General features: G+C 43.6%; 29 protein-coding genes. 22 read left to right on the top strand and 7 right to left on the bottom strand.

Annotated features, from left to right (window positions below; translation table 11 throughout):
- The first annotated feature begins 8 nt into the window (after positions 1–8).
- The gene (locus BMW59_RS11975) at positions 9–668 is read left to right on the top strand and encodes an HAD family hydrolase (RefSeq protein WP_093052294.1); all 660 of its coding nucleotides are present in this window, start codon (positions 9–11) and stop codon (positions 666–668) included.
- Between the two features lie 19 nt (positions 669–687).
- Here BMW59_RS11975 and BMW59_RS11970 read toward each other — a convergent pair whose 3' ends face one another.
- Positions 688–1101 (bottom strand): potassium channel family protein, encoded by a 414-nt coding sequence (locus BMW59_RS11970; RefSeq protein WP_093052291.1) that lies wholly within the window; start codon positions 1099–1101, stop codon positions 688–690.
- A gap of 104 nt (positions 1102–1205) precedes the next feature.
- On the opposite strand from BMW59_RS11970, the gene BMW59_RS11965 reads away from it, so the two are divergent.
- Together BMW59_RS11965 and BMW59_RS11960 are read left to right on the top strand one after the other, a co-directional pair.
- Positions 1206–2081, top strand: a complete 876-nt coding sequence (locus tag BMW59_RS11965) for an SMP-30/gluconolactonase/LRE family protein (protein WP_093052288.1) — start codon at positions 1206–1208, stop codon at positions 2079–2081.
- 185 nt (positions 2082–2266) lie between these two features.
- Positions 2267–2974, top strand: a complete 708-nt coding sequence (locus BMW59_RS11960; RefSeq protein ID WP_093052285.1) for a hypothetical protein — start codon at positions 2267–2269, stop codon at positions 2972–2974.
- Between the two features lie 67 nt (positions 2975–3041).
- On the opposite strand, the gene BMW59_RS11955 is transcribed toward BMW59_RS11960, so the two are convergent.
- Positions 3042–3383: a YuzC family spore coat inner layer protein gene (locus tag BMW59_RS11955; protein WP_093052282.1), complete on the bottom strand. Its 342-nt coding sequence runs from the start codon at positions 3381–3383 to the stop codon at positions 3042–3044.
- A 216-nt stretch (positions 3384–3599) separates the two neighbouring features.
- Here BMW59_RS11955 and BMW59_RS11950 point away from each other — a divergent pair, with 216 nt between their 5' ends.
- The 4 genes from BMW59_RS11950 to BMW59_RS11935 all read left to right on the top strand — a co-directional run bounded on the left by BMW59_RS11950 (position 3600) and on the right by BMW59_RS11935 (position 8300).
- Positions 3600–5093: a BCCT family transporter gene (locus tag BMW59_RS11950; RefSeq protein WP_093052762.1), complete on the top strand. Its 1494-nt coding sequence runs from the start codon at positions 3600–3602 to the stop codon at positions 5091–5093.
- Between the two features lie 315 nt (positions 5094–5408).
- Positions 5409–6818, top strand: a complete 1410-nt coding sequence (locus BMW59_RS11945; protein ID WP_093052279.1) for a Glu/Leu/Phe/Val family dehydrogenase — start codon at positions 5409–5411, stop codon at positions 6816–6818.
- 237 nt (positions 6819–7055) lie between these two features.
- On the top strand, positions 7056–7253 hold the full coding sequence (locus tag BMW59_RS11940) for a hypothetical protein (RefSeq protein ID WP_143051234.1): 198 nt from the start codon (positions 7056–7058) through the stop codon (positions 7251–7253).
- Positions 7254–7379: 126 nt separating this feature from the next.
- Positions 7380–8300: a superoxide dismutase gene (locus tag BMW59_RS11935; RefSeq protein ID WP_245733086.1), complete on the top strand. Its 921-nt coding sequence runs from the start codon at positions 7380–7382 to the stop codon at positions 8298–8300.
- A 130-nt stretch (positions 8301–8430) separates the two neighbouring features.
- Here the strand turns inward: BMW59_RS11935 and BMW59_RS11930 are convergent, their stop codons facing one another.
- Positions 8431–8838, bottom strand: a complete 408-nt coding sequence (locus BMW59_RS11930; protein WP_093052274.1) for a VOC family protein — start codon at positions 8836–8838, stop codon at positions 8431–8433.
- Positions 8839–9122: 284 nt separating this feature from the next.
- On the opposite strand from BMW59_RS11930, the gene BMW59_RS11925 reads away from it, so the two are divergent.
- The 4 genes from BMW59_RS11925 (at position 9123) to BMW59_RS11910 (ending at position 11196) form a co-directional block, all read left to right on the top strand.
- Positions 9123–9326, top strand: a complete 204-nt coding sequence (locus BMW59_RS11925; RefSeq protein ID WP_093052272.1) for a hypothetical protein — start codon at positions 9123–9125, stop codon at positions 9324–9326.
- 88 nt (positions 9327–9414) lie between these two features.
- Positions 9415–10122, top strand: a complete 708-nt coding sequence (locus BMW59_RS11920; protein WP_093052269.1) for a Na-translocating system protein MpsC family protein — start codon at positions 9415–9417, stop codon at positions 10120–10122.
- Between the two features lie 209 nt (positions 10123–10331).
- A complete protein-coding gene (locus BMW59_RS11915) occupies positions 10332–10514 on the top strand; it encodes a hypothetical protein (RefSeq protein ID WP_093052266.1) in 183 nt (60 codons plus the stop codon).
- A 172-nt stretch (positions 10515–10686) separates the two neighbouring features.
- Positions 10687–11196 (top strand): type 1 glutamine amidotransferase domain-containing protein, encoded by a 510-nt coding sequence (locus tag BMW59_RS11910; protein WP_093052263.1) that lies wholly within the window; start codon positions 10687–10689, stop codon positions 11194–11196.
- A gap of 138 nt (positions 11197–11334) precedes the next feature.
- Here the strand turns inward: BMW59_RS11910 and BMW59_RS11905 are convergent, their stop codons facing one another.
- Entirely contained in the window at positions 11335–12366 is a 1032-nt protein-coding gene (locus BMW59_RS11905) for an outer membrane lipoprotein-sorting protein (protein ID WP_093052260.1), read from the bottom strand.
- Between the two features lie 162 nt (positions 12367–12528).
- On the opposite strand from BMW59_RS11905, the gene BMW59_RS11900 reads away from it, so the two are divergent.
- Both BMW59_RS11900 and BMW59_RS11895 read left to right on the top strand, forming a co-directional pair.
- Positions 12529–13956: an amidohydrolase family protein gene (locus tag BMW59_RS11900; protein ID WP_093052257.1), complete on the top strand. Its 1428-nt coding sequence runs from the start codon at positions 12529–12531 to the stop codon at positions 13954–13956.
- Between the two features lie 45 nt (positions 13957–14001).
- Entirely contained in the window at positions 14002–14712 is a 711-nt protein-coding gene (locus tag BMW59_RS11895) for a YwaF family protein (RefSeq protein WP_093052254.1), read from the top strand.
- A 23-nt stretch (positions 14713–14735) separates the two neighbouring features.
- Here the strand turns inward: BMW59_RS11895 and BMW59_RS11890 are convergent, their stop codons facing one another.
- Together BMW59_RS11890 and BMW59_RS11885 are read right to left on the bottom strand one after the other, a co-directional pair.
- Complete coding sequence (locus tag BMW59_RS11890; protein ID WP_093052251.1) at positions 14736–15716, bottom strand: acrylyl-CoA reductase family protein; 981 nt, start codon at positions 15714–15716, stop codon at positions 14736–14738.
- Positions 15717–15854: 138 nt separating this feature from the next.
- Positions 15855–16376: a DUF3231 family protein gene (locus BMW59_RS11885; RefSeq protein WP_093052248.1), complete on the bottom strand. Its 522-nt coding sequence runs from the start codon at positions 16374–16376 to the stop codon at positions 15855–15857.
- A gap of 198 nt (positions 16377–16574) precedes the next feature.
- On the opposite strand from BMW59_RS11885, the gene BMW59_RS11880 reads away from it, so the two are divergent.
- From BMW59_RS11880 to BMW59_RS11845, 8 genes are all read left to right on the top strand, one after another.
- The gene (locus tag BMW59_RS11880; RefSeq protein ID WP_093052245.1) at positions 16575–16889 is read left to right on the top strand and encodes a hypothetical protein; all 315 of its coding nucleotides are present in this window, start codon (positions 16575–16577) and stop codon (positions 16887–16889) included.
- Positions 16890–16982: 93 nt separating this feature from the next.
- On the top strand, positions 16983–17438 hold the full coding sequence (locus tag BMW59_RS11875; RefSeq protein WP_093052242.1) for a spore coat protein: 456 nt from the start codon (positions 16983–16985) through the stop codon (positions 17436–17438).
- A gap of 228 nt (positions 17439–17666) precedes the next feature.
- Positions 17667–18110 (top strand): histidine utilization transcription antiterminator HutP, encoded by a 444-nt coding sequence (gene hutP / locus BMW59_RS11870; RefSeq protein ID WP_093052239.1) that lies wholly within the window; start codon positions 17667–17669, stop codon positions 18108–18110.
- Between the two features lie 123 nt (positions 18111–18233).
- Positions 18234–19748, top strand: a complete 1515-nt coding sequence (gene hutH, locus BMW59_RS11865) for a histidine ammonia-lyase (protein ID WP_093052235.1) — start codon at positions 18234–18236, stop codon at positions 19746–19748.
- Between the two features lie 17 nt (positions 19749–19765).
- Complete coding sequence (gene hutU, locus BMW59_RS11860; RefSeq protein ID WP_093052232.1) at positions 19766–21430, top strand: urocanate hydratase; 1665 nt, start codon at positions 19766–19768, stop codon at positions 21428–21430.
- A gap of 18 nt (positions 21431–21448) precedes the next feature.
- Positions 21449–22711, top strand: coding sequence for an imidazolonepropionase (gene hutI, locus BMW59_RS11855; RefSeq protein ID WP_093052229.1), 1263 nt, complete (start codon positions 21449–21451; stop codon positions 22709–22711).
- Positions 22704–23666, top strand: coding sequence for a formimidoylglutamase (gene hutG / locus BMW59_RS11850; protein WP_425441274.1), 963 nt, complete (start codon positions 22704–22706; stop codon positions 23664–23666). The genes hutI and hutG overlap by 8 nt, the downstream gene beginning before the upstream one ends.
- 147 nt (positions 23667–23813) lie before the next feature.
- A complete protein-coding gene (locus BMW59_RS11845; protein ID WP_093052223.1) occupies positions 23814–24551 on the top strand; it encodes a class I SAM-dependent methyltransferase in 738 nt (245 codons plus the stop codon).
- Positions 24552–24610: 59 nt separating this feature from the next.
- Here BMW59_RS11845 and BMW59_RS11840 read toward each other — a convergent pair whose 3' ends face one another.
- A complete protein-coding gene (locus BMW59_RS11840) occupies positions 24611–24811 on the bottom strand; it encodes a DUF2188 domain-containing protein (RefSeq protein WP_093052221.1) in 201 nt (66 codons plus the stop codon).
- Between the two features lie 144 nt (positions 24812–24955).
- On the opposite strand from BMW59_RS11840, the gene BMW59_RS11835 reads away from it, so the two are divergent.
- The gene (locus tag BMW59_RS11835) at positions 24956–25549 is read left to right on the top strand and encodes a trimeric intracellular cation channel family protein (protein WP_093052218.1); all 594 of its coding nucleotides are present in this window, start codon (positions 24956–24958) and stop codon (positions 25547–25549) included.
- The last annotated feature ends 121 nt before the right edge of the window (positions 25550–25670 follow it).

The following is a 25670-nucleotide window of genomic DNA, read 5'->3' as shown; positions in this document are numbered from 1 at the left end:
TGATGGTTATGAAAGCATTTATATTTGATTTTGACGGAACTTTAGCTAATACTCTTCCATTATGTATTCACTCTTTTTACCGCGTGTTTAAGGAATTTGATGGAAAAGAGCTTTCTGAAGAAGAAATTAAAGATATGTTTGGGCCGCCCGAAACAGACATTATCAGAGACAATCTAAGCCACCCGGATAAAGAGGAAGCCATTGACTTGTATTATTCGGTCTATAAAGAAAAGCATGACGAATACGTAGAGAGAAACTCAGACATTGATGATTTATTAAAATTGTTAAAACAGAATAATATGAAATTAGGAATTGTGACAGGAAAGGCCGCCAAAAGCCTGCATCTTTCTATGGAACTTCTTCATATGAGTGATTTCTTCGATGTTTTCATCACAGGTGAGGACGTAGAAGCAGTAAAACCGGCTCCTGAAGGGGTGTACGCAGCTTTAAAACAATTAGGCGTAAAATCTGAGGAGGCACTTTTTGCGGGAGACAGCGACGCAGATATACAAGCAGGGATAGAAGCTGGAGTGTTCACAATAGGAGTTCAGTGGCTGCCTTACTTTCAGGCAGAAACATTTTCTGACAGTCCCCATAAAAACTTCAGTCAAGTGACTGATTTTATCGAGTATATTAAGCAGGAGTTTCATATTGAAGATACCCGTTAACATTTAAGGAAGGGAGGAATTATCCATCCTCCTCTTCCGAATTCGAATTGTTCATCGCTTTTAAAAAGTAAGAAGCAGGAAGCAGTAATCCAAGAGCGGCCTGAATAAGTGAGAAAAAACGGGCACTTCCAATTGGAACAAGGTCACCGTAACCGACAGAAAGCATTGTGACTCCGCTGAAATACAGGGCGTCTCCAAACGTCATATCGACCAGTTCATCTGTCGGGTCATTTATCCTTAGGATCGGCTGTTCTAAAGACAGTAAATAGTAAAGGCAGGCAAAACCGAATGTCAGAGTCGTAAGTATTAAAAAAAGTTTAAATAAAAGAGCGGAATCCATGTAACTCTTTTTATAGGATTTATTAGTGAAAAAATAATAGACATTTGCTATTAGAAATAGGAGAGTGAAACTAATTAAAAGAGTAGAAAACATACTATCATTCCTTTCTACAGCTTTTAGCTACCCTATTATTTTTTGTGCAAAACAAGAAAGCGAAAAGCACTACAATAAAAATTATTACTAAGAGGTGAATTAGATTGTTTGAACCGGAATTAGTCTTGGATTCTAAAGCTGCCTTGGCAGAAGGTCCAAGCTGGAATGCAAAATCCCAAAAGCTTCTCTGGGTAGATATTAACGGTCATACGGTTAATGCGTTCGACCCGGAAACAGGGGGAAATGAGAGTCTGGATGTTGGGGAAAAGGTCGGAGCAGTTGTGCCAAGAGAAAATGGCGGACTGGTTCTGGCTATGGAAAGCGGCTTTTATACGTATAGTAAGGAGACTAAAGAACTAACACCTGTAGAGGACCCCGAGGCCCACCTTAAGGGTACCCGGTTTAATGACGGGAAGTGCGATCCTCAAGGAAGGTTTTGGGCAGGAACAATGGTAATGGAGGGTGAACCTGGAGAAGCCAACCTTTACAGGCTGGACCATGACTTAAAAGTCAATCTTATGATTTCCGATGTCACTGTTTCTAACGGTTTAGCCTGGAATCCTGAAAAAAGTAAAATGTATTATATTGATACGAAATCTAAAAAAATCAGATCTTATGAATTCGATGGGGAAACAGGCAGCATTGATGAAGAACGCACGATTATTACTATACCGGAAGATATGGGCAGTCCTGACGGAATGACAATCGATGAAGAAGGCATGTTATGGATCGCCTTTTTCCATGGAGGAAAGGTTGTACGTTTTAACCCGGATAATGGCGATAGTCTTTCTGAAGTTCTAATGCCTGCCAGCAATGTCACCTCGTGCGCATTTGGAGGAGAAAATCTCGATGAACTTTATATTACAACAGCAAGGGAAGGATTAACTGAAGAGGAATTGGACAGACAGCCTCATGCTGGCGGAATATTCAGAATAAAACCCGGAGTAAAAGGTGCCCCGTCATATACGTTCCAAGGTTAAGTGCGAAGCTTTTAAAGGCAGAAGAAAAACGGCGGATTGACCGCCGTTTTTAGTTATGATTTAATAGCTGTTGGGCTTTTCCCTTTTTAACAAATTAGTAAATGAGAGATTAAAAACATGATTAATTGATTGCTTATTGGGTTAAAGCATAGGTGAAGAACTATTACTTACAAAGGGTGTTGCACATGAAAACTTATATGAAAACTGCGGGATTAGCGTTGACTGTTCCGCTCGTTTTAATGGCTTGCGAAACAGACAATAACGGAGAAGGCGGAGAAAACGGCGAGAATAATAACCTGCTGAATAATGAAAACAATGATGAGAGCACCGCTTCGGAAGAAGTTGACGAACTTGCTGGCGACTATGGCCTCACTGTATCGACTGATGAAGCAGAAGAGATGTCAGACGAACAGGACAGAGAAGCGGAAAATGTCTCTCTTGATGAATTAGAAGAAGCATTTGAAGTCATTTCCACGGCTCAGGATACAGAACGATTGGAGTTTATAGAATCGCCTGAACAAGGGGAAATGGAGGAATCCGGTTCGGCATCCGGGCTCTATCAGGCGCCTGGTGTTGAAACAGATGAAATTAGTGCTGTTCAGGTCAGCTTCCAATATGAATTAGAAGGAGATCTGGAAGATGAAGAAAGATACCCGACATTCGGAGATGTCTCTGATGTAGAGCCGGCAATGGAAGAAGACGGGATCCTGAAGTGGAATACAGATAACGTAGAAGTAGACACGGCTGGAGCAGGGACTGTGGCTGAGATTTTCGTGACTGGATCGTGGGACCTTCTGGGAGAATATGAAGGGACAGAGGTCGCCCTCTCTGAACCTGATGAATGGATGGTTGAGTTTTCGACTGATGTCTTTATGGGTATAAATGAGCAGTAAGAATAAACCTTATTCTGGAAAGTCATCCCTTAAGGGGTGGCTTTCTTTTTTATTGGCGGCCCCTTGCTTATCCCCACCTAAGGTTCATGGTCATGCGGCAGCAGGGAGAGAGTTGTGGAGTATCCGCAGTTAAATTGAAAGTAACAGACATCGGTGTGTATGAGGTGGTTATGTCTGTTGTGCCTGCCGCTGCATGAACGATCCGGTTGACTGTGTCGTCCTGGCCTGCCTGCGCGGCTTCCATTAATTGCTGCATTCTCTCCGGAGATGCAAGTAATCGTTCAATTAACAGGTTTCCTCGAGCAGTAAGAGAAGCATACGTTTGTAAGGACTGGTGGAATAAGGACGGGTCTACCGGCGGATACTGCCTGGTCCAGTTTTGCCTCCAATGATTATTACGCCAATACATCGCACATCGCCCCCTTTTTATCCCACCCTATGCCCAATAACCTGGAAGTGTGCATTATTACAGGCCTCCTCATTCTTCAAGTTACTTCCATTGCTTTTTGTATTCACTCTGTTATAATTGCGACTTGTGTGCTAAAAACACTATTAAAACTAAACTATTAATATATTATTTAGGAGGCTAATTTTGGATACACAAAATAAAATTGACTGGCCGGTTATGGCCATTAGCGGAGGGCTGCTTCTAGTCTTTGTCATTACCTCTGTGATAAATGCCACGTTAGTAGGGGACATAGTAAACGCGTCATTTCAGTTTTCTACAGATTATTTCGGAGCTTTTTGGCAAGTGTTAATGCTGCTTACGTTTCTAATTGCTTTATTTATAGCATTTTCTAAAAATGGAAAAGTTAAACTGGGTAACCTGGACAAGCCGGAACTGAGTACATTTAAATGGATTTCAATTATTATGTGTACACTGCTTGCGGGAGGTGGTGTGTTTTGGGCAGCGGCTGAACCTATGTACCATTTTTTAACCACACCTCCTATGTATGACGATGTAAGCGCGGGGACTTCAGAAGCGGTCGTTCCAGCACTCACACAATCGTTTTTAGACTGGGGATTTTTAGCATGGGCAATTTTAGGTACCCTGAGCGCTATTGTGCTTATGTACGGACACTTTAATAAAGGCATGCCGCTTAAACCGCGGACGCTCCTTTACCCGATCTTCGGTGAGAAAATAATGCAGAAAAGTGTTTTCGGTACGATGGTGGATGCTTTCTCAATAATTGCAGTTGCTGCAGGAACGATCGGGCCAATTGGTTTCTTAGGTTTGCAGGCTGCATACGGGATGGACGTCCTTTTCGGAGTGCCTAATACTTTTCTGACTCAGCTGATTATTATATTCGGACTTATTGCTATTGCATCGATTTCAGCAGTGACCGGGGTACACAGGGGTATTCAAATCTTAAGCAGATTTAATATCATTTTTACTTTTATACTCATTGTACTCGTACTCTTATTAGGACCTGGAGCATTTATTTTCGATTCATTTATTGGCTCATTTGGATTGTATATGCGCGACTTCTTTGTAAACAGCTTGTACCGGGGCGACGGTGAATGGCTGTCTTTCTGGACAATCTTTTTCTGGGGCTGGTTTATAGGCTACGGGCCGATGATGGCTATCTTTATCAGCAGGATCTCCAGAGGACGGACGATTCGCGAGCTTGTTACAGCTGTTGCTATCATCGCGCCGATTGTAACCAACTTCTGGTTTTCTGTAGTAGGAGGCTCTGGTATCTTTTATGAACTTAAAAATGCCGGTTCTGTTTCGGATCCATTGAATGAAGGCGGGATGCCGGCGGCAATGATTGCTATTGTTGAGCAAATTCCGTTTGGAACAGCCCTTGCCGCAGCTTTCCTGCTCGTAACGGTGGTGTTTGTTGCCACGACGAGTGACTCAATGTCTTATACCATTTCTATGGCGGTAACCGGAGGGGGAAACCCTTCAAGTGTTCTGCGTGTCTTTTGGGCCGTTATTATGGGTGCTGTGGCTGCTGTATTGTTATTTATCGGCGAGGGGAGTATCGAGGCCCTTCAGTCCTTTATCGTCTTTACGGCTGTTCCTGTTTCGCTTATTCTGCTGCCAATGCTCTGGCTTGCACCGAGAGTGGCAGGAGCAATGGCCCGGGACCAGGGGTTTTCTCCAAATAGATAAGGTTATAAGCATACCTGATGCTGGGACAAAAGAATAGTACTCAAAAAGACAGCCGAACAAAATTTTCGAATTTTGTTCGGCTGTTCTTTTTGAGAAAAGAAGTGATTTCAGTCCGCCATGCGTACGCTTGCCCAGGGGCTTGTCCTTTTAGTAACCCACCTTATAAAATCTCTTAAAATTATTGTTCGTCTTTGTCTTTATTTTTACCCAGCCCCTTGATAGTGTCCGAAATGCTTAATTGTCTGGTTTAAATTTCCTGTAAACGCGGAAAAAAGAAATGATAGCGCTTACTAATATATAGAAAGGAATGAGTCTATGTCCATTAAGGATACCCAGAATAAAATTGAAGCCATAATGGATCAGCTGTATAAAGAGGAAGAATTTCTCACTGAGGAAAAAGGGAAAAGCCGCCAAAAAGTCTTTGATTCAGGAAAAGAAGTTCTCACCACGACAGATAAAATAATTAAAAGTTATATAAGAGTCCCTAAGGATAATCGGGAAATTGTAAGAATTCCTGCTTACAGAATCCAGCATAATAACATTGCCGGATTTTATAAAGGAGGGATCCGGTTCAGCCAAGGGGTAAATGAAGAAGAAGTAGAAAACCTGGCTGTTCTAATGACCTTGAAAAATGCGCTCCACGGCCTTCCTTATGGAGGAGCAAAAGGCGGAGTTGATATAAATCCAAAGGATTTTTCACCAAGAGAATTAAATATGGTATCGAGAAAGTACGTCCAGCGGTTTGCCCCGGATATAGGCCCGACACGGGATATCCCCGCTCCAGACATGGGGACTGATGAGAGAGTTATGGACTGGATGATAGGAGAATATAAAACGATTCACCCCGGGCAGAACTACTTAGGGGCGTTTACAGGTAAAAGTATTGAGAATGGCGGGGCATTTGGGAGAAGGGAAGCAACCGGGAAAGGGGTTTATCATACTTATTTATGGCTTGTAAATGAATGGGCCGGAAAACAGCAGGAAGAGGAATTGAAACTTGAAGACGGAGTCCATAGGAAGCAATTTAATGTTCTGAAACGAATTTACGAACAGCATAAAAACAGGCAGCCGGTCCGGCTTGCAGTGCAAGGCTTCGGGAATGTTGGAGGAGTGGCAGCTTACATGGCTTATCACTGCCGTCATTCCGCCCACCATGTAGTGGCGGTCAGCGATCATCTTGTCACTTTATATAATAAAAATGGGCTTGATATAGACAGGCTTCTCGCCTATCATCGGCAGCATCATCAGCTGCCTGCAACAGAAGAGGAACTATTGGAGGCAGAAGTGGAGGCCGCCCTTCTTAACAGGGATGACATCCTTACACTTGATATGGACGTATTTATATTAGCGGCTATTGAAGATCAAATAACAGAGAAAAATATGAAGGAAGTAAAAGCGGATATTCTCGTGGAAGGAGCCAATGCACCTATTACTTCTGAAGCCGACAGTTATTTACACGAAGCAGGCAAGGTTGTTATTCCTGATATTCTTGCTAATGCAGGAGGTGTATTGGTCTCTTACCTTGAATGGAAGCAGGACCGGATTACCAAGTTTTATACAGAAGATGAAGTGCTGATTGAAATGTACGATCAGATGTCTAAAAGCTGTGAAAAAGTATTTCCCGATTATTTTAACGACAGACTCCCTGGAATCAGAAATACGTGTTATTTAAAGGCTTTAAAGCAATTATTTCTTCTTTTATATAAACACGGGAAGCTATATTAAGGTTAAATTATAAAGAAATTCATTAGATTTGTTTAATTTTTTTCTGTAATGGGAACCGGTTAATTAACATGATCAATTAAGAAGGAGCTGAAAATATGTTACGGACTATTCTAATGATTATAGGTGCAATTGTAGTAGTGAGTCTTTTATTAAGCCTGCTCTAACTAAGAAAGATACCGGTTGATTATGATTGTGTTTCTTGTTCTTTAAAAAGAAACAATGGACAGGAGGGTCAGCATGCCGGATAAACACGAAAAGAATGAAAAAGATAGTGTTTTTAAGAGCAATAAAGAAAAGCAAATGGAACGGGATCAGAAACAGATGCCGATCGATGAACTTCCTCTCGAAGATATAAAATACGAAGAGGAAGAGCAGAGAGGCAAAAATAAAGACAAGACGAAAGACCGTTCATCTACAGATAAAGACCGGAGCTGAGGCTTCGGTCTTTTTTGTGGACGTTTAAAGGCAGGTGAGGGCAGGCACCCGAAACTTTGCTCCTTCATAGGATATCTTTGAATAAGAAGGATGGGCAATTTATCAGGAAATGAAGGAGTGAAATGAGTGGACGTAAATAATAATTGGAATTTATATGTTAGTGAAGTTGATGAATGGATGACGAGGCTGGAAAAAGGAGTGAGTACCCGGTCAGAAGATCCTTTTTCACATGAAAAAGAAAAGGTTATGGAGGAGCTGGAAACTTTAAAAAAATTTAGAGGGAAACTTCTGGAAGATGAGCAAAACGAGAAGCTCCAACACGTTTTCACACAGCAAGTCAGCCGTCTCTCCCAATCTTACGAACATTGGCGGTCCTTATACGGCAACAGCCGAGCTGAAGTGACTGGCGGAAATAATCGAAGAATTCCGCCTGGAGAACATAGGCTCCCGCCCCTGCCCTATAGCTACGATGCGTTAGAACCGGTAATTGCGGAAGAAATTATGAAATTGCATCATCAGGAGCACCATCAGAGCTATGTAGACGGGTTAAATAAAGCAGAGATGGAAATGAAAAAAGCACGTGAAACAGATGATTTTGATTTAATCAGGCATTGGGAGAGAGAAGCGGCCTTCCATGGAGCGGGTCATTATCTTCATACGATGTTCTGGAAAAATATGAGTCCTGCAGGAGGAGGGAAGCCGTCTGGTCAGCTCCTCAGGCAAATTACACAGGATTTTGGAAGTTTTGAGGCTTTTAAAAGGCATTTCAGCGAAGCAGCAAATAAAGTACAGGGAGTCGGCTGGGCCCTTTTAGTCTGGGCACCGAGAGCCCGTCGTCTGGAAATTCTGCAGGCAGAATTCCATCATTTGCTGAGTCAGCAGGATATGATCCCGCTGTTAGGCCTTGATGTCTGGGAGCATGCTTATTATTTACAATATAAAAATAACCGGGGAGAATACGTGGATAATTTCTGGAAAGTCATTGACTGGGATAATGTTGCTGCAAGGTTTAAGCAGGCACGCCAAGTTAAGTGGGAACCGTATTAATCAAACAGGCTGGGAGAAAAGAAGAGTAATCATAAAGAAAGCCGAACAAAATTTTCGAATTTTGTTCGGCTGTTTTTTTTTCAGAAAAAGAGTGATTTCCGTCCGTCAGGGGGGGCGCCATCATATAAAATCAGTCAGCCATGTGTGGAGAATCCGCATCTGGCTGAAGAAATTCTATCTTATTTCCGTCCGGGTCCCTCACCCAGCATTGATAGTTTCCGCCTTTTCCCCGTTTAGGTTTTACATCCAAGGAGACCCCTTTCGCCTCAAGGTCATCCGCGACAAGGTTAACGTCTTCAACCCGGAGGCATAGGTGATGAACGCCAATTTCCCGGTCAACCGGCTCGTGCTTGTTTTTTCCACCGTGGAAAAGTTCGATAAACTGGCGGGGACCGGTCTGAACGTACTCAATCCATGGCTGGCCCTTATCATCTTTTACTTGAAACGCGTGCTTCAAGCCGAGGATGTCGGTATAAAAATGTAATGATTTTTCCATATCTTCAACAGTCAAGGCGACATGTGCAAGCCCTTTAATCATCTTATCAGCTCCTTTAATTGTGAGTTTGTTTTCATAAGGGATACTTCTGTTAGTTTATCAGTCTGTTAATTGCTTGAACTTGTCTATCTATTATAGTAAAATTGTCTTTGCTTGGAAAACAATAGGGTTTCCGGGAATAGATTTTTCGATATTATTATATATTCTATAGATACAAATAGACAGGTGGAAATGCTTCGGACCAAAGAGCCGTACATAAGCCGAAAAGGATGTACACGTGACGTGCATCCTTTTCGGCTTTTTTATTTTCGGAAAGGGGAGCAGAAATGAATTATTTAATTGACCACAAACAGAAACTTATTCACAGAACAACTTTCGCTAATGACAAGTGCCGCTTTCACGAAACTCAAGTAGAAAAAAGGGAATTCACTCATAACGCAGGATACCTTGAAAAATTAATTTCAGAAGACGGATATGAAGAATGCAGGCACTGTCATTTGAAGGCCGTTAAACCAGAGTTTATAGATTGATTGAAGATGCAGAAGGACTGTTTAAAGACCGTAAATTAAGTTATAATAAGGTAAAACAACAGATAAGTATAATAAAGGGTGTGATATTATGCCAACAAACAACTCTCAGACGTACTCTAAAATCTCAAGTTACATTGGCAGGCTGATCAGGGACAAGTTCGGAAAAGGTCCGACGTCTGTTTTCGTAACGATCAAACCTCCCTTTATTACGATTTATTTACGTGATTTCCTGGCGTCCATGGAGCGGGTCCTTCTTGAGAAAGGTGAAAGAAAAAGGGTAGAAGAAACGCGGGATTTGTTAATGGAGGAACTGTTAAACGATATTATATTTAAACTGAAAGAGATAGCTGACATTAATGTGAAGGATCTTCATTACGACTGGAACCTTGAAAACCGGTCAGGCATGATATTCGGCTGGCTGCCTGAAGGGGAAAAAGAACCGAATGTTTCCGGCTTGGCTTCTTCTCTGGAGGAAAAATTTTATAAAGAGATAAATGAAGCAAGTAAAAGAGGCCAGAAGATGCCCGAAAAAACAGAAGTCTACTGGTTAAACGACAGGACAATCGTTACTAAAAGATCGGGAATATTAGTGAATGTTGAAAAAGAACTGATTAAAAATAATTTTACCGAAGAACTGAAATTAACGAAACGCCCGATGGAAAAAAGATTGATTGACCAGGAAAAACTTGAAAAAATTTTAAACCGGAAGATTATTGAAACATTTGTAGACTGGAATTTCGCTGAAGATATCGGTTACTTTGTATTTGTTACCTCTTCAGTCAATAAACCCTCCTGAAGACCAGCCTGGTATTAAGGCTGATCTTTACCCATTTATCTCGTTTAAAGGATTAAAGTACAGGGAGAAACTAAGGCTTTTCGCCAGATCTATCGGCTATAAGCCTTAGTTTTTATTATATTTTTTACAAAATCTTCACAGTGTGAGATTAATTTTCATAGGTGCGGGGTAAAAGAATATTACAAAGAGAATACAAGGGAGGGTCATTCGTGAAAAAATATAAAGTGATCGTGTTAGACCGGCACGGGAATGAAAAGCCTTTAGACGAGAAAAAAAATGATGAGCAATTATTGGAAATTAATTTTAAATCCGAAAAAAGCCGTATTTATTATTATGAAAATATGAAGCAAAAATATCCTGACTGTTCAATTAAAATGATGATGTGCCAATAACTGTGTTATAAAAGAGCTGCTGACAAGCAGTTCTTTTATATGTGAGAAAGTTTTGCTGTGTTATAAGCCTGGCGGTAAGCCAAGGTAATAATATAGTTCAGTAACGTTTTACGTTAAAAACCTAAGGGTATACATTAATTGATGAATTTTACAGAAAGGGTGACTGTCTGATATGAGTAAAGTAGCATGTGTAATGACAAGTATGTTTGAGGATTCAGAATATACTTCCCCATTAGATGCCTTGAAGGGTGAAGGTCACGAAGTTACAGTGATTGGCCCTGAACAGGGGAAAGAAGTAGAAGGCAAAAACGGTGAAGCGAAAGAGACAGTTGACGTAGGAATTGGAGATGCTGATCCTTCAGATTACGATGCTCTGTTTATCCCAGGAGGCTTTTCACCGGATCTATTAAGGACTGACGATCGTTTCGTAGAATTTTCAAAGCATTTTATTTTAAAGGACAAGCCTGTATTCGCCATTTGTCATGGGCCTCAACTGCTGATTACAGCTGACGTCCTTCGCGGCAGAAAAGTGACAGGCTTTAAGTCTATATTAATGGATTTACGCCATGCGGGGGCTAATGTGTTTGATGAAGAAGTTGTTGTATGCGGCAACCTCGTAACAAGCCGTACCCCTGATGACCTTGAAGCATTTAACAGAGAGTCTTTAAACCAGTTAAAATAAATGGAAATATACCAGTCTCCAGCCTTACCGGCTGGGGATTTTTTTTGCCAAAAATAAAAGCCCACCAAATTCCTAACGGAAATAAGGAGGGGCGGTACAATGATTTAATTAGCAGCCTTATAGTAAAGCCTTTTTCTGCTACTCAATTTTTTCCGCGATCCCGAGCAGATCCTCTTTAGATAGTTCTTCACTTGATGTGATGAGTTCAAGATGGAATTTACCGGTGTTCCAGGAAAGAAACTGCATATCATACATATCTGAGTAGGTCCCTACGTACCGGCCTATTTCCAGCAGTTCATCTTCCTTTTCTTCCTCTATCCCGCGTTTTTCTTCAGATACAGATAAAATTAAGTATTCTCCTGAATCGTTCATATACTCTATCATGCTTTCACCGAAATCTTTAAAGTGCATGGCGTCCTGAAATTCATAGCCTTCAGGAATTTCAGTCAGCTCAGGAATCTCGTCCTCTGTTTCGTTCTGAAGCTCTTCAAGAGTAAGGGATTCTGGTGTGTGATCGACAGATTCTATTTCGGCTCCTTCAGGAATTTCAAAAGTAAATAAGTCTTCTTCCAGATCAATATTGAATTCTATATGCTCATAAACAGTTTCAGAATGAAAGTTCTCGTCTTCCCAGACCATTTTTAGAGGCATATACGTTTCTTCATCAATCCAGATCTCATAGTGGCCGTTCATCTTTTCTGCAGCTTCATTTCCTTTAGGGCTTAAAGAAAGGTGGATAGTGGGACGGTTAGCAACCGTCTCCTTTCCCTCAGCCTTCACCTTGTTGGAGTTCATCATCTCTGTCAGCATCTCACGCATCATATCTGACTCGTCAGGAAGGTCCTCTGTCATTTCCCCTAAGTTCTCAAATACCGAAACCGTGTTTTCCTCTTCATTATATGACCAGGACTGTTCACCGTTAGATACATAGATATAGCCGTCATCCATTTCCATGCGATGTTTTTCAGGCCTCACATGCCACTCCTGATAATTTATTGTGTTTTCCTCTTGTTCAAATGAGTAAGTACTGACTACTTCAGCATAATAACTCTCCAGATTTTCCTGAGCGGCCACAGCATTTTCAATTATGTGGTCTGTGTCTTCAACGGCACACCCTGGCAATAAGAGTACAATCGGTAAGCCGGCTAAAGACAAACTCCTTTTTCTCATTGTTATCCCCCTGTAAAACTTTGTTACATGTTTTTCATTGTTTAGTAATCTTATTATACTTGATTAAAGCAGTGAGAACATTATTTTTACAAAAAAACAGGAATAAAAGTAGTGTGGAACGAAAATTTAAAGGAAAATAATACTAGTTTTAAGGAGGATAAAATGAAAGCAGATGTCGTATTTACTCATGCTTATGTCCTGACGATGAAAGGCGAGGGAGTTGGAATGATAGAAGACGGGGCAGTTGCTGTTAAAGGGAATCGTATTATAAAAACAGGCACACACGAAGAAGTGATGAAGGTTTGCCAGACTGAAGAAGAAGTGGATGCTAAAGGGAAACTCATTATGCCGGGACTCATAGACGCCCACATTCATACAGGCCTTGCCATACTTCGGGGAGTAGCGCAGGATATTACGGGGTGGATGGAGGAAGGCCTCTGGCCGTTTATGAAGCATGTGACCGATGACGATCATCTTAAAGGTTCTATGCTAAATATCATTGAAGGAGTGAAAGCAGGTACCACTACATTTTGTGATTATGATTCAAATATGAATGAGCTTGCAGAGAACTATGCTGAGATTGGCGCCAAGGCGAGGGTTGCTGAAATGGTCAATGAAATTCCCAAAGATATTGGTGATCTTCCGGCAGGAGAACTTTATCCGTTTGACCCTGCGATCGGGGAAAGAAAACTTCAAAATAATATTAAGTTAATGGATAAATGGCACGGGGCAGCCAATGGAAAAGTGACATGCCTGTTCGGTCCCCATGGGCCGGATATGATGAGCCTTGACTTGCTTAAAGAAACGAAGAGCCTTGCAGAGAAATACGATACAAAGCTGCATATGCATGTATGTCAGGGTGACCGGGAAATTTTACAGATGGAAAAAAGGTACGGGAAACGTTCGATACCTTTCCTGCATGAAGAAGGGTTTTTAAATGACCGCTTATTAGCTGTTCACTTAACAGAAGCTACAAAAAAGGAGACTGAAATGGTCGCAGCCTCAGGTGCTTCTATGGTTAATTGTTCTGGAAGCATCGGAATTATTGATGGGATCGTCCCGCCTGTGCTGGAATTTACTGAAGCAGGAGGCCTTGCTGCTCTCGGCTCAGACCAGGCTCCGGGAAATAACTGTAACAATATGTTTAACGAAATGAAGTTTGCAGCCATTTTAAATAAAGTGAAAAGAAAAGACCCGGCTGTTTTTACAGCCACTAAAGCGCTAAGGATGGCAACAATTGAGGCTGCCCAAGCGATTGGACTTGGCCATGAAACCGGCTCTCTTGAAGAAGGGAAAAAAGCGGATTTAGTCTTTATCGACCTCGAATCACCTGCCATGTCTCCTGTTATCAGCAAGCCGGTTAGAAATATTGTACCTAACCTTGTCTATTCAGCTAATGGAAGTGAAGTGGCAGATGTGATGGTCGATGGAAAGTTTATAATGAAAGACCGTCAAATTCTCACTTTGAATGAACGAGCGAAGATAAAAGAGGCAAATGAGGCAGCGGAGGGTTTAAGCGAAAGGGCAGCCTCCCAATTCACAGCTCAACATTCTCCGCTGGTAGCAATGATGGAGCGCGGTGAGCTGTAGTTTTTGCCCGACATCCAGATTTAGCAGCAGAGGAGGATTAGAGCTATGTGGTTTAGCGGAGATGCTGCCGAGGCGCCGTTTACAATGTTTTCACTGCAGCACGGAATAATGATTGTCATTCTTTTCGTTATAACAGCGGCATTATACGCAGCAGGCCGTTCAAAACTTTTTGCATCTTACAGGAAAACAGAGATAGCTCTCGGCCTTTCTCTCGTCCTTTTTGAGTTAGGCTATCATGGATGGCTTATAAGTATTGGCAACTGGAATGTAAGCCACGCACTTCCTCTTGAACTGAGCAACATCAGTGTACTCCTCGTTATTGTTCTGCTGTTGACGGGAAACAGGCATTTATTTGAGCTGGTGTTCATGGCAGGGATCGGCGGGGCGCTTCAGGCGCTTGTGACACCTGTGTTGGATTACGGCTGGCCCCATTTCCGTTTCTGGCATTTCTTTTACACCCACATGATGGTGATCTGGGCAGCATTTTATTTTTTATGGATGAAAAAATACTCCTTAACGTTTAAAAGTGTATGGAAATCCTTAATTTTTTTAAATGTGCTTCTGCCGGTTATTTATGCAGTTAACCTGGCGACAGGAGGGAACTACTGGTTTATTATGAGAAAACCATCAGGCGCAAGTCTTCTGGACTTTCTCGGCCCTCACCCTTGGTACCTGTTAGGAATGGAGGCAGCAGCCTTGATCTTTTTTACAGTCTTATGGCTTTTATTCGGAGAAAAAAAGAGGATAGCCTTTTAAAGGCTGTCCTCTTCGCATATCCGTTAAAGTTTAACTAATACCCGTCCTCTTACCTTATTCTCAAGGATGTCTTTCAAAGCTCCTGATAATTCTTCCAAGCTGATTTCTGAGGCAATTTCGTTCAGATGATCAGGCTTCAGGTCGGTGGCTGCTCTTTCCCAGACTTTTTTTCGAACTTCCATAGGACAGAATCCTGAGTCAATTCCAAGCAAGTCTACCCCTCTTAAAATAAACGGCATGACTGTGGCAGGAAGTTCTGTTCCTGCTGTCAGGCCACTTGCCGCGACAGCCCCGCCTTGTTTAACGGCACTTAAAATAGAAGCCAAAGGTTTTCCGCCTGTCGGGTCTACGGCTGCGGCCCATCTTTGTGCCTGTAATGGCCGTGGTTTCTCCGGTGTTACTTCTTCCCGGCTGATAATGTCTTTTGCACCTAATTTTTTTAAATAGTCATGTTCTGTTTCTTTTCCGGTACTGGCTGTTACCGAGTAGCCCCGCCTGCTTAACATAGCCACGGCCATACTGCCCACTCCGCCTGTTGAACCTGTCACTAATACAGGTTCGTCTTCAGGAGTCAGCCCTCTTTCTTCAAGCCTGTGGACAGACAGGGCAGCAGTAAATCCGGCTGTACCGATAATCATAGCTTCCCTTGTGGTCAGCCCTTCAGGCAGAGGAACGACCCATTCAGCAGGCACACGGGCATATTCACTGTACCCTCCATCATGCCCAACGCCGAGCTCATAACTTGTCACAATCACAAGGTCGCCCGCAGTAAAAGCAGGGTCTTCAGACGCCGTGACTTCACCCGCTAAGTCAATACCAGGCACAAGGGGATAGCCTTTAGCGACTTTTGTCTTAGCATTCATGGCTAAGCCGTCTTTATAATTTACACCGGAATAATGTACCCGGATTGTCACTTCTCCTTGAGGCAGATCGTCAAAGGTACGGCTTACAATCTCTCCCTCACCGTTCCCATTTGCTAAAAAAGCTTTAAACTGGTCAGTCATCTGTTTGTTCCTCCTTTAAAGTGTCTTTACTGTTCATTGTGAAGGCGGAGAGAAGGCATGTCCAGTAAATAATGGCATTTTCTCAATATGTACACTTTTTATAAAAAAGTCCTCCCGCATGAAACGGGAGGAGGAAAATCAGGTGGTTTGCATTTGATGTGGTCTTTCCACTTCTAATGGCGGAGGTACTAACCAGCCTTTTTCCTTGTTGAGTTTGAGGAGTCTAAGAGCTTGCTGAGAACGCTGCTGGTGAAACTGGCCAAACATAATGGCAATATCCTCACGCGTACATTGAGCCATTGCTTGACTGCAGGATACAAGCCCGGCAGCCATGTCTGTTGAAATGTGCATCGCAATTTCAGGATCGTTAAAACGCGCTCCTGGAGGAATTTCCTCTACAGACGCCTGCGGGCGTTCAGGAGGGCTTGGAGGCAGTCCGATGCCGTTAGCTTTAAGAACCTGGTCAACTTGTGTTTCCTCATCACGTGCTGTATTGATTACATCACGGATAAATTTTTTAAGGTCGACGTCACCGCAATGGTTTTCGTAAACCTGATAAGTGGCAATGGCCGCCTTCATGGCATGAGAATATGTCCATGTACTAAATATTTCACCGTAATGCAATGGTTCGTTCTGCTGATTTCCGCTTAAGATTCCCATATTCATCCTCCTCAGTCTTTTACAAATGATGGTCGTCTTTCGTATGACCACACCATTATCTTGTGATTTCCCCGACGTCTTATCCGCTGAAAAAAATGGTTCCTTACCTTTAATAATGGAAAAATCCGCATCCTCCATAACACAGTAAATCACTTTGGACATAGTGTAATATTAAAAGATTAAAAAAGGATGATAAAAATGAACAAATCTCAGGAAAAATTGCTTGAACTCATGGTTGACCGGGTTTTTGCTAAACATGAAATTGATGAAGGTGCAGATCTTTCTGTAAAAGACAGGAAAAAATTGAGAGAAGTAGTAGATCAGTTAACGGAAGAGGCAAACGCATTTCTGGAAAACAGCAGACAAAAAGTAACAGAAGGGAACACAGAAAAAACCGGGAGCAGACCTTCTGTATCATCAGAACCTGTTCACCAGCCAGAACCAAAAAGAAAAAGCAGAATAATAAGAAGGAGTAAAAACGATCCCAGAAATATTAAAAAATATTTACCTTAAATCAAAATTGAGTAACCTGACTTAGTCAGTTTGTCCAATCAGATGGAAATAAAACGAATACATTGAAGTAAACAGAAAGGAGGAATATAAAAAATGAATCAGGAAATTCATTATTCAGGAAATGACAAGTCAGTTAAGTGGTCTGCGCTTGATCCTGAGCGATGCCATCCTATGAAGGATGATGACACTCAAAGCGGGGACCAGGTTAATAAAACATTACAGGTCTCTGAAGATTATATTTTTGTCAAAGATTCCTGTGACATCACAGTTTCAACCACAGATACAAAAGCAGCTGTTTCTCTTCAGGCAGCGCTGCAGGCGGCAATAGCACTAATTATTCATATCTCTATTGCAGACAGCAGTAAAGCCGAAAAGGTGACTCAGGATCTGTTGCAGACAGCTAAAACAAAGCAGCTGTCTTTCCAGAAAACAGTCATTGAAAACTCAAGAAATGTGGACGTGAAGACGACGGACACTCAGGCAGCCGTAAATATTCAGGTTCTATTACAGCTTCTTATAGCCCTGATTGCCAAGCTTGACATCTTATAATATCCCCATTCACTGATAACTATAGCTTTTATCAGGGCTATAGTTATCTTTATTCTGTTAAGGGCATGAAAGTCACCTTATATTTTAAAAATGCACATATGCCCGGAAGGCTGGATCTAAATGAACCAGCAAATGATAATTGACTCCTTTCCGGTAAGCGCTTACAATAAAAGTAAGTGAGACCTTTCAGATATTAGCTATTAGAAGGCAGGAAAGAGATGGGGTTGAATGTCATTAAATAAAGAGAGAAGGATAGGGCGTCTGGCAGTGATGATGCTGCTTGATGACGATAAGGAAAGAACGTTAGAAATTGTTAAAGAGCTGGGCTGGACGACGTGTACCGGCAAAGTAGGCTCAATGGAAGCAAGTAAAGTAGTTGCTGCGATCGAAACAGCAGCGAGGAAAAATGAAATTGTTAAAACCGGTGTATACAGGGAAGGGCATGCCCTTTATCATGCGATTATCGAAGCTTTGCATGGGGTGACGAGAGGACAGGTGCAGCTCGGCTCAGTTCTTCGTACAGTCGGTTTAAGTTTTGCTATTGTTCGCGGTGAGCCTTATGACAGCAGTGAAGAAGGGGAATGGATTGCAGTCTCTCTTTACGGCACGATCGGAGCCCCTATGAAAGGGGCAGAACACGAGACAATTGGTTTGGGCATAAATCATATATAGAAACAGCCTATAGTAATTAGCAGAGTTCAGGGGGCTGTATCAAAAAAACGTCAACGTTTTTTGATGCAGCCCCCTTTTTGTGTACTTTTGTACATTAGAGCAAGGAAGCGAGGAGGCGGAATAATGATCACACTGACAGGAGAAACGCTTGATTTTACCCAGATGAAAAGGATTCTTTATAAAAAAGAACAAGTAGCAGCCTCTGAAGAAAGCATGAAAAAAGTGAGGCAGAGCAGACGGGCCGTGGAGAAGATTGTACGCGAAGGGAAAACGGTCTACGGAATTACAACAGGATTTGGCAAGTTCAGCGATGTTTTTATAAATAAAAATGATACAGAAGAGCTTCAGTTGAATCTCGTTCATTCACATGCGTGCGGTATAGGAGCCCCCTTTCCCGAACTGGTGTCGAGAGCGATGGTGCTGCTGAGAGCCAATGCATTGTTAAAAGGATACTCCGGTGTTCGGCCTGTTGTCATTGAACGGCTGATTGACCTTGTTAATAAAGAGATTCACCCGGTTATACCTGAAAAAGGCTCTCTGGGGGCGAGTGGAGACTTGGCTCCTTTATCTCATCTGGCCTTAGTGTTGTTAGGTGAAGGCGAAGTATTTTACAAAGGCGAGAGGCTGCCTGCGCTGGATGTTCTTACTAAAGAAGAAGTCTTCCCGATCCGGCTTACTGCAAAGGAAGGGCTGGCTTTAATTAATGGCACACAGGCCATGACGGCTATGGGAGTCGTCGGTTATATGGAGGCGGAAACACTTGCCTTTCAGGCCGAGCTGATTGCTTCAGTAACAATGGAAGGGTTGCAAGGGATAAGGGATGCGTACGATAAAGACATCCATAAAGCAAGAGGTTATGAGGAACAAATGGATGTGGCGGCAAGAATGCGCGGTTATCTGGAAGGCAGCAGGCTCATAACAAATCAAGGAGAAGTAAGAGTCCAGGATGCTTATTCGCTTCGCTGTATTCCCCAAGTACATGGAGCAACATGGCAGACTCTCAATTATGTAAAAGAGAAGCTCGAAATAGAAATGAACGCGGCGACAGACAATCCGTTGATCTTTGATAACGGGGAAAAAGTGATTTCAGGCGGAAACTTCCACGGGCAGCCGATTGCACTTGCTATGGATTTTATGGCAATTGCGGTGGCGGAGCTTGCCAATATATCTGAAAGACGGATTGAACGGCTTGTCAATCCGCAGTTAAACGATCTGCCGCCGTTTTTAAGTCCGGAGCCGGGATTGCAGTCTGGAGCGATGATTATGCAATATGCTGCCGCGTCTCTAGTGTCCGAAAATAAAACATTGGCCCATCCTGCGAGCGTGGATTCTATTCCTTCGTCCGCAAACCAGGAAGACCATGTGAGTATGGGGACGATTGCGTCAAGGCATGCTTACCAGGTCGTTGAAAATACGAGGCGTGTACTGGCTATTGAAGCCATCTGTTCAATGCAGGCCGTCGAATACAGAGGAACAGACAAGATGGCTATCCTCACGAAAAAATTTTTTGATGATGGAAGAAAAATCGTCCCTTCCATCCGGAAAGACAGGGTCTTTTCAAAGGATATAGAAGCTATGTCATCCTGGCTGAAAGAGGAAAAGATGGTGTTCGAGCCGGGGAGAATTAAACAAATTTAATAAAGGAGAGAAAACAGATGAATTCAACGGGAAAACGTGTTCTCCATGCAAAACGAGGAACTGAAATAGAGTGTAAAGGCTGGGAACAGGAAGCCGTTCTCCGGATGCTTCATAACAACCTTGACCCTGAAGTGGCAGAAAAACCTGAAGATCTCGTTGTTTATGGCGGGATAGGCAAAGCAGCAAGAAACTGGGAGTCATTTGATGCAATAGTGAGGAGTTTAAAAGCTTTAGAAGCAGATGAAACGCTGCTTATCCAGTCCGGCAAGCCGGTGGGGAAATTCCGTACTCATGAACAGGCCCCACGGGTCCTGCTGTCTAATTCTGTTCTTGTGCCAAAATGGGCGACATGGGATCACTTTAATAAGCTTGAAAAAGAAGGATTGATGATGTACGGGCAAATGACGGCTGGAAGCTGGATTTACATCGGAACACAGGGGATTTTACAGGGCACATATGAGACGTTTGCAGAATTAGCCCGCCAGCATTTTGGAGGAAGTCTGAAAGGGACTATTACGCTGACAGCCGGCCTTGGCGGAATGGGCGGGGCACAGCCGCTTGCGGTAACGATGAATGACGGGGTAATGATAGCGGTTGATGTAGATGAGAACAGGATTAAAAAGCGTCTTGAAACAAAGTATTGTGACAAAATGACGCATTCACTGGACCAAGCTATGGCATGGGCCGCTGAGGCCAAAAAGGCAGGAGAGGCGTTGTCGATCGGACTGGTTGGCAATGCGGCAGAAGTCCACCATGAGCTCCTCTTAAAAAACTATCCGATAGATATCGTCACAGACCAGACCTCTGCTCACGACCCTTTAAACGGGTATGTACCTGAAGGTCTCTCTGTAGAAGAAGCAGGCAAACTGCGTGAGGATGATCCATCCCGGTATACAACACTTGCAAAGGCCAGTATGAAAAAACATGTGGAAGCGATGCTCCAGTTTAAAAAGCGGGGAGCCGTCGTGTTTGATTACGGAAATAACATCAGGCAGGAAGCAAAAGATGAAGGGCTGAAAGAAGCGTTTGAATTTCCAGGGTTCGTGCCGGCCTACATTCGCCCGCTCTTCTGCGAAGGGAAAGGGCCTTTCCGCTGGGTGGCGTTATCTGGCGACCCTGAAGATATATACCGGACTGACAGATTAATTAAAGAGCTGTTTCCTGAAAACAAGGCATTGTGCCGCTGGATTGATATGGCACAGGAAAAAGTAGCCTTTCAGGGACTGCCATCAAGGATCTGCTGGCTCGGATACGGAGACCGCCGTAAAATGGGGCTGGCGATGAATGAACTGGTCAGAAAAGGTGAACTGAAAGCACCGGTCGTGATCGGCCGTGACCATCTTGACTGCGGATCAGTTGCCTCCCCGAACAGGGAAACAGAAGGCATGATTGACGGAAGTGATGCGGTCGGCGACTGGGCGGTATTAAACGCCTTAATAAATACGTCTGCAGGTGCAAGCTGGGTGTCTGTCCACCATGGCGGCGGTGTCGGGATGGGCTATTCTCTTCATGCAGGCATGGTAGTGGTTGCCGATGGCACAGATCTAGCCCGCCAGAGGCTGGATAGAGTCCTGACGACAGACCCTGGCATGGGGATTATCCGTCATGCCGATGCAGGCTACGACAAAGCAAAAGAGGTCGCAAAAGAGAAGAATGTATCCATTCCTATGGATGACAAATAAAACGGGAGGACGATAGATATGGCTGAAACAATGGATGTGCTGGTGACGAATATCGGCCAGTTATTAACGATGGCTTCTTCAGGGCCTAAAGCAGGCAAAGAGATGCAGACATTAGAAGTAATTGAAGGGGCAGTTTTAGGCATTAAAGACGGCAAAGTGGCGTTTACAGGCACGGCTGATGAAGCGGCAGGGCTGACGGCCAGTGAGACGATTGACTGCGGGGGAAAACTTGTTACCCCGGGTTTGGTTGATCCCCATACACATGCAGTTTTCGGCGGTTCCCGGGAACATGAAATGGCACTTAAACAGCAAGGTGTGCCCTATCTGGATATTTTGAAACAGGGCGGAGGGATTCTGTCTACCGTAGAAGCGACACGGGCCGCTTCAGAAGAGGAGCTTGTCCGTAAATCTTCTTTTTACCTCGACCGGATGCTTTCGTTAGGAACGACAACGGCAGAAGTTAAAAGCGGCTACGGCCTTGATGTTAACACTGAACTAAAGCAGCTCTATGTGACTAAAAAATTGCAGGATAAGCACCCTGTGGATCTCGTTTCCACTTTCTTAGGAGCTCACGCTATTCCAAAATCACATAAAGATAATTCGGACGTTTTTTTAGAAGAGATGTCGGGCATGCTTCAGCAAGTCAAAGACGAAAAACTGGCTGAGTTCGTTGATATCTTTACCGAAACAGGCGTATTTACAGTGGAGCAGTCAGAAAAGTATTTAAGGAAAGCAAAGGAGTACGGGTTTGGACTGAAAATTCACGCCGATGAAATCGATCCGCTCGGGGGGACAGAGATGGCCGCAGGACTCGGAGCTGTTTCCGCTGACCATTTAGTAGGCTCAACCGATGAAGGGATCAGGAAGATGGCTGAGTCGCGCACAGTTGCTGTCCTTCTCCCGGGGACGACCTTTTATTTAGGAAAGCACACGTATGCAAGAGCAAGGAAAATGATAGAAGAAGGCGTCATTGTCTCTCTGGCCACTGACTTTAATCCGGGCAGTTCGCCGACAGAAAACCTGCAGCTTATTATGACAATAGCCGCCCTGCAGCTGAAGATGTCTCCTGAAGAAATCTGGAACGCTGTGACAGTCAACGCGGCTCATGCCATTGGAAGAACGGAACAGGCCGGGCAGCTGAAAGAAGGACGAAACGCAGACATCGTTATTTGGGATGCGGCAAATTATAAATACATTCCATATCATTACGGGGTGAATCATGTAAATACCGTATTGAAGAATGGCAAGGTCGTTTACCAAAGGGGGAAGATTAGTGACTGATTACCCTTTTTTGAAAAAAGCCGGCACGCCTTTTAAAGATACAGAGATAACAAAAGTGGCGGAAATCATTAAAGAGGCAGACAGAGACAATGGAGAAATTACTGGAGCAGGGCTGATCGGCGCCCCTTTATCTAAATCATCTATCAGCCATTCAGGCGCCTCTTTTGCTCCGGGGACAATCCGTAAAGCACTGGGAGGATTCAGTACGTATGCGATTGAAGACGATACCGATCTCAGTAGGATGACTATAAGTGATTTAGGCGATGTTGTCATGCATGTGACAGATATTAAGGAGTCTCAGCGCCGTGTATTTGAAGCCTTTGACCATGTGTATAAAAGTAATCCGCAATGGCTGCCCATCGTACTCGGAGGAGACAACTCTGTCTCTTTTCCGAGTATTCAGGCATTTGCTAAACATAAAGGGTCTGTCGGGGTGATCCAGTTTGACGCCCACCACGATGTCAGGAATCTGGAGGACGGCGGCCCGACGAATGGCACTCCTTTTCGCAGTCTGCTGGAGACTGAAACGATTGAAGGTCAAAATCTGGTGCAAGTAGGCATTAGGAATTTTTCAAACAGTAAAGCGTACAGAGCATACGCGGAGGAAAAGGGAGTTGCCATATATACAATGAAAGATGTCCGTGACAAGCCTGTAACCGGTCTACTTGCTGAAGCGGTGGAACGCATGCGGGAGCGGGTGGATGCGATTTATGTGTCGGTCGACATGGACGTGGTTGACCAGGCTCAGGCCCCGGGGTGTCCGGCCATTGGACCGGGCGGGATGGATGCGGTTGATTTGTTCGATGCGGTATCCTTTCTGGGCGCAGAACCAAAGGTGAAAGGGATCGAAGTCGTAGAAATTGATCCGACCGTCGATTTCAGGGACATGACAAGCCGGCTCGCGGCCCATGTGATTCTCTATTTTTTAAAAGCTAAAATGAAAGAAAACAAATAAAGCTGGGGTAACACACCTCAGCTTTTTGCGTTAAGAGACTTCGGAAGGGGCAACGGATTTAAAACCTGCTGTAAAACGGGGGAGTGACCTGCCTCACAGCAAAATATCCCGCCACGTGGTGAAATAAGGACGAGGGAGGGAATTCTCATGGAATTTTATGATGTATTAAGCACTTATTATGATGATATTTTCAAACCGAAAAAAGAAGCAGTCTCGCTTATAAAAGAGGAGATACCAGCCGGACAGAGCACACGCATTCTGGATTTAGCCGCCGGCACCGGAGGAGAGGCTATCCTTCTTGCTGAAGCAAGTTACGACATAACAGCGGTAGATATGAACAAAGACATGGTGAAAATACTGAGGGATAAGAATGAGCGGAATAACCTTCCAATGAAAGTTATACAAATGGCTATGGAGGAGCTTGGCGAGTTGCCGGGCCCAGGTTATGAAGGGATTTATTGTATAGGAAACTCGTTTGTCCATATAGAAAGCCGGACTGAAATGGTGAATGTACTTAAAGGAGTCTATGAGAGATTAAATAAAGGCGGTGTTTTTATCCTGCAAACAGTTAATTATGACAGGATTTTTGCCCGGGAAATCTGTCAGCTGCCCGTGATAAGAAATAAGGAAAAAGGAATTATTTTTGAGAGGTTTTACGACTGGAATGCTCAGGAGTTCCTCTTTCAAATGAAACTGATGGTTGAGAAAAACGGCGGGCAGAAGGTGTACCGCAGTGAGACGTCTCTTTTGCCTTTAAAGGAAGAAGATTTTAAATCGTTAGTTGAAGCGTCGCCTTTCAACGGTTTTAAGGTGTACGGCAGTTTCAATAAAACCACATTCACAGAAGACTCTCCGGCTTTAGTGGCAGTACTGCGAAAAGACTGACAGATTCCGGCGAAAGGCAAAGAAAAAAATGACCGCCCAGAGCGGTCATTTTTCAGTAACTATTTAAAATTCTTTTCGTCTTCAACTTCATTTAAGTGGTTATAAATGACCAGGCGGCTTGGTTTATTTTCCTGTGCCACTTTTTCGCCTGCCTCTATGGCGTCATTTTTCTTATCGAAGTCCTGCTCTGGCGCCACATCTTCAATTTTTAAAAACCATGCGTCTGCATCTTTATTAGGTCTTACTGTGTATTCTTTCATTGGTTCAACACTCCTTATATCATTTAACTGTATTTTTCAATTCCCATTTACAGGAGGACGTAAACTATCACTTGATCATTTTAACCGCGTACTCTAAAATTGATTAGTATTTTAATTGGATGGCAGTGAAAGAAGGGAATAAATGTGTGGGAATTATTAAATGTCATTGGTACAATCGCTTTTGCCTTGAGCGGTGTTCTGGTAGCGATGGAAGAACGCTATGATTTAATGGGTGTTTATATACTGGGTTTTATTACGGCATTTGGAGGAGGGGCAGTGAGAAACCTGCTGATTGGCGTGCCGGTTGCCGAACTTTGGGATCAAGGGGCTCTGTTTACCGTCGCGTTTGTTGTTATGACAATAGCTTTTGTGTTCCCGCGGATTGTGCGCTGGACGTTGCTCCGCCGCGGCGTCTTTTTTGATGCGATTGGACTGGGGGCTTTTTCAGTCCAGGGAGCCCTCTACGCTTATTCCATGGGGCATCCTCTCAGTGCATGTATTGCGGCAGCTGCCCTTACAGGAACAGGGGGCGGGATGATCCGCGATATGCTTGCAGGCAGAAAGCCTTTGTTTTTACAGAAGGAAATTTATATTGCGTGGACGCTGCTTCCGGGTATTACTGTGGGTTTGGGCTGGCTGACAGGACCAGTGGAACTGCTTGCAGTCGTCGCTCTTGTCGTTGCCTTGAGACTGTGCTCAGTGTATTATGGCTGGCGGCTCCCAAACCGTTCGATTTAAAAAAACGGCCTCTGAAAAGAGGCCGCCAGGCTGTTGAGAAAGTATTCTCAACAGCCTTTTTTAAAAGAAAAGTAAGATATCTCACGATCTCATCACTACCGGCGGACGCTTTCCGTGGGGC

Origin of the sequence: Salipaludibacillus aurantiacus (assembly GCF_900111295.1) — a bacterium.
Lineage (GTDB): Bacteria > Bacillota > Bacilli > Bacillales > Salisediminibacteriaceae > Salipaludibacillus > Salipaludibacillus aurantiacus.
This window is presented reverse-complemented; position numbering and strand designations above follow the sequence as displayed.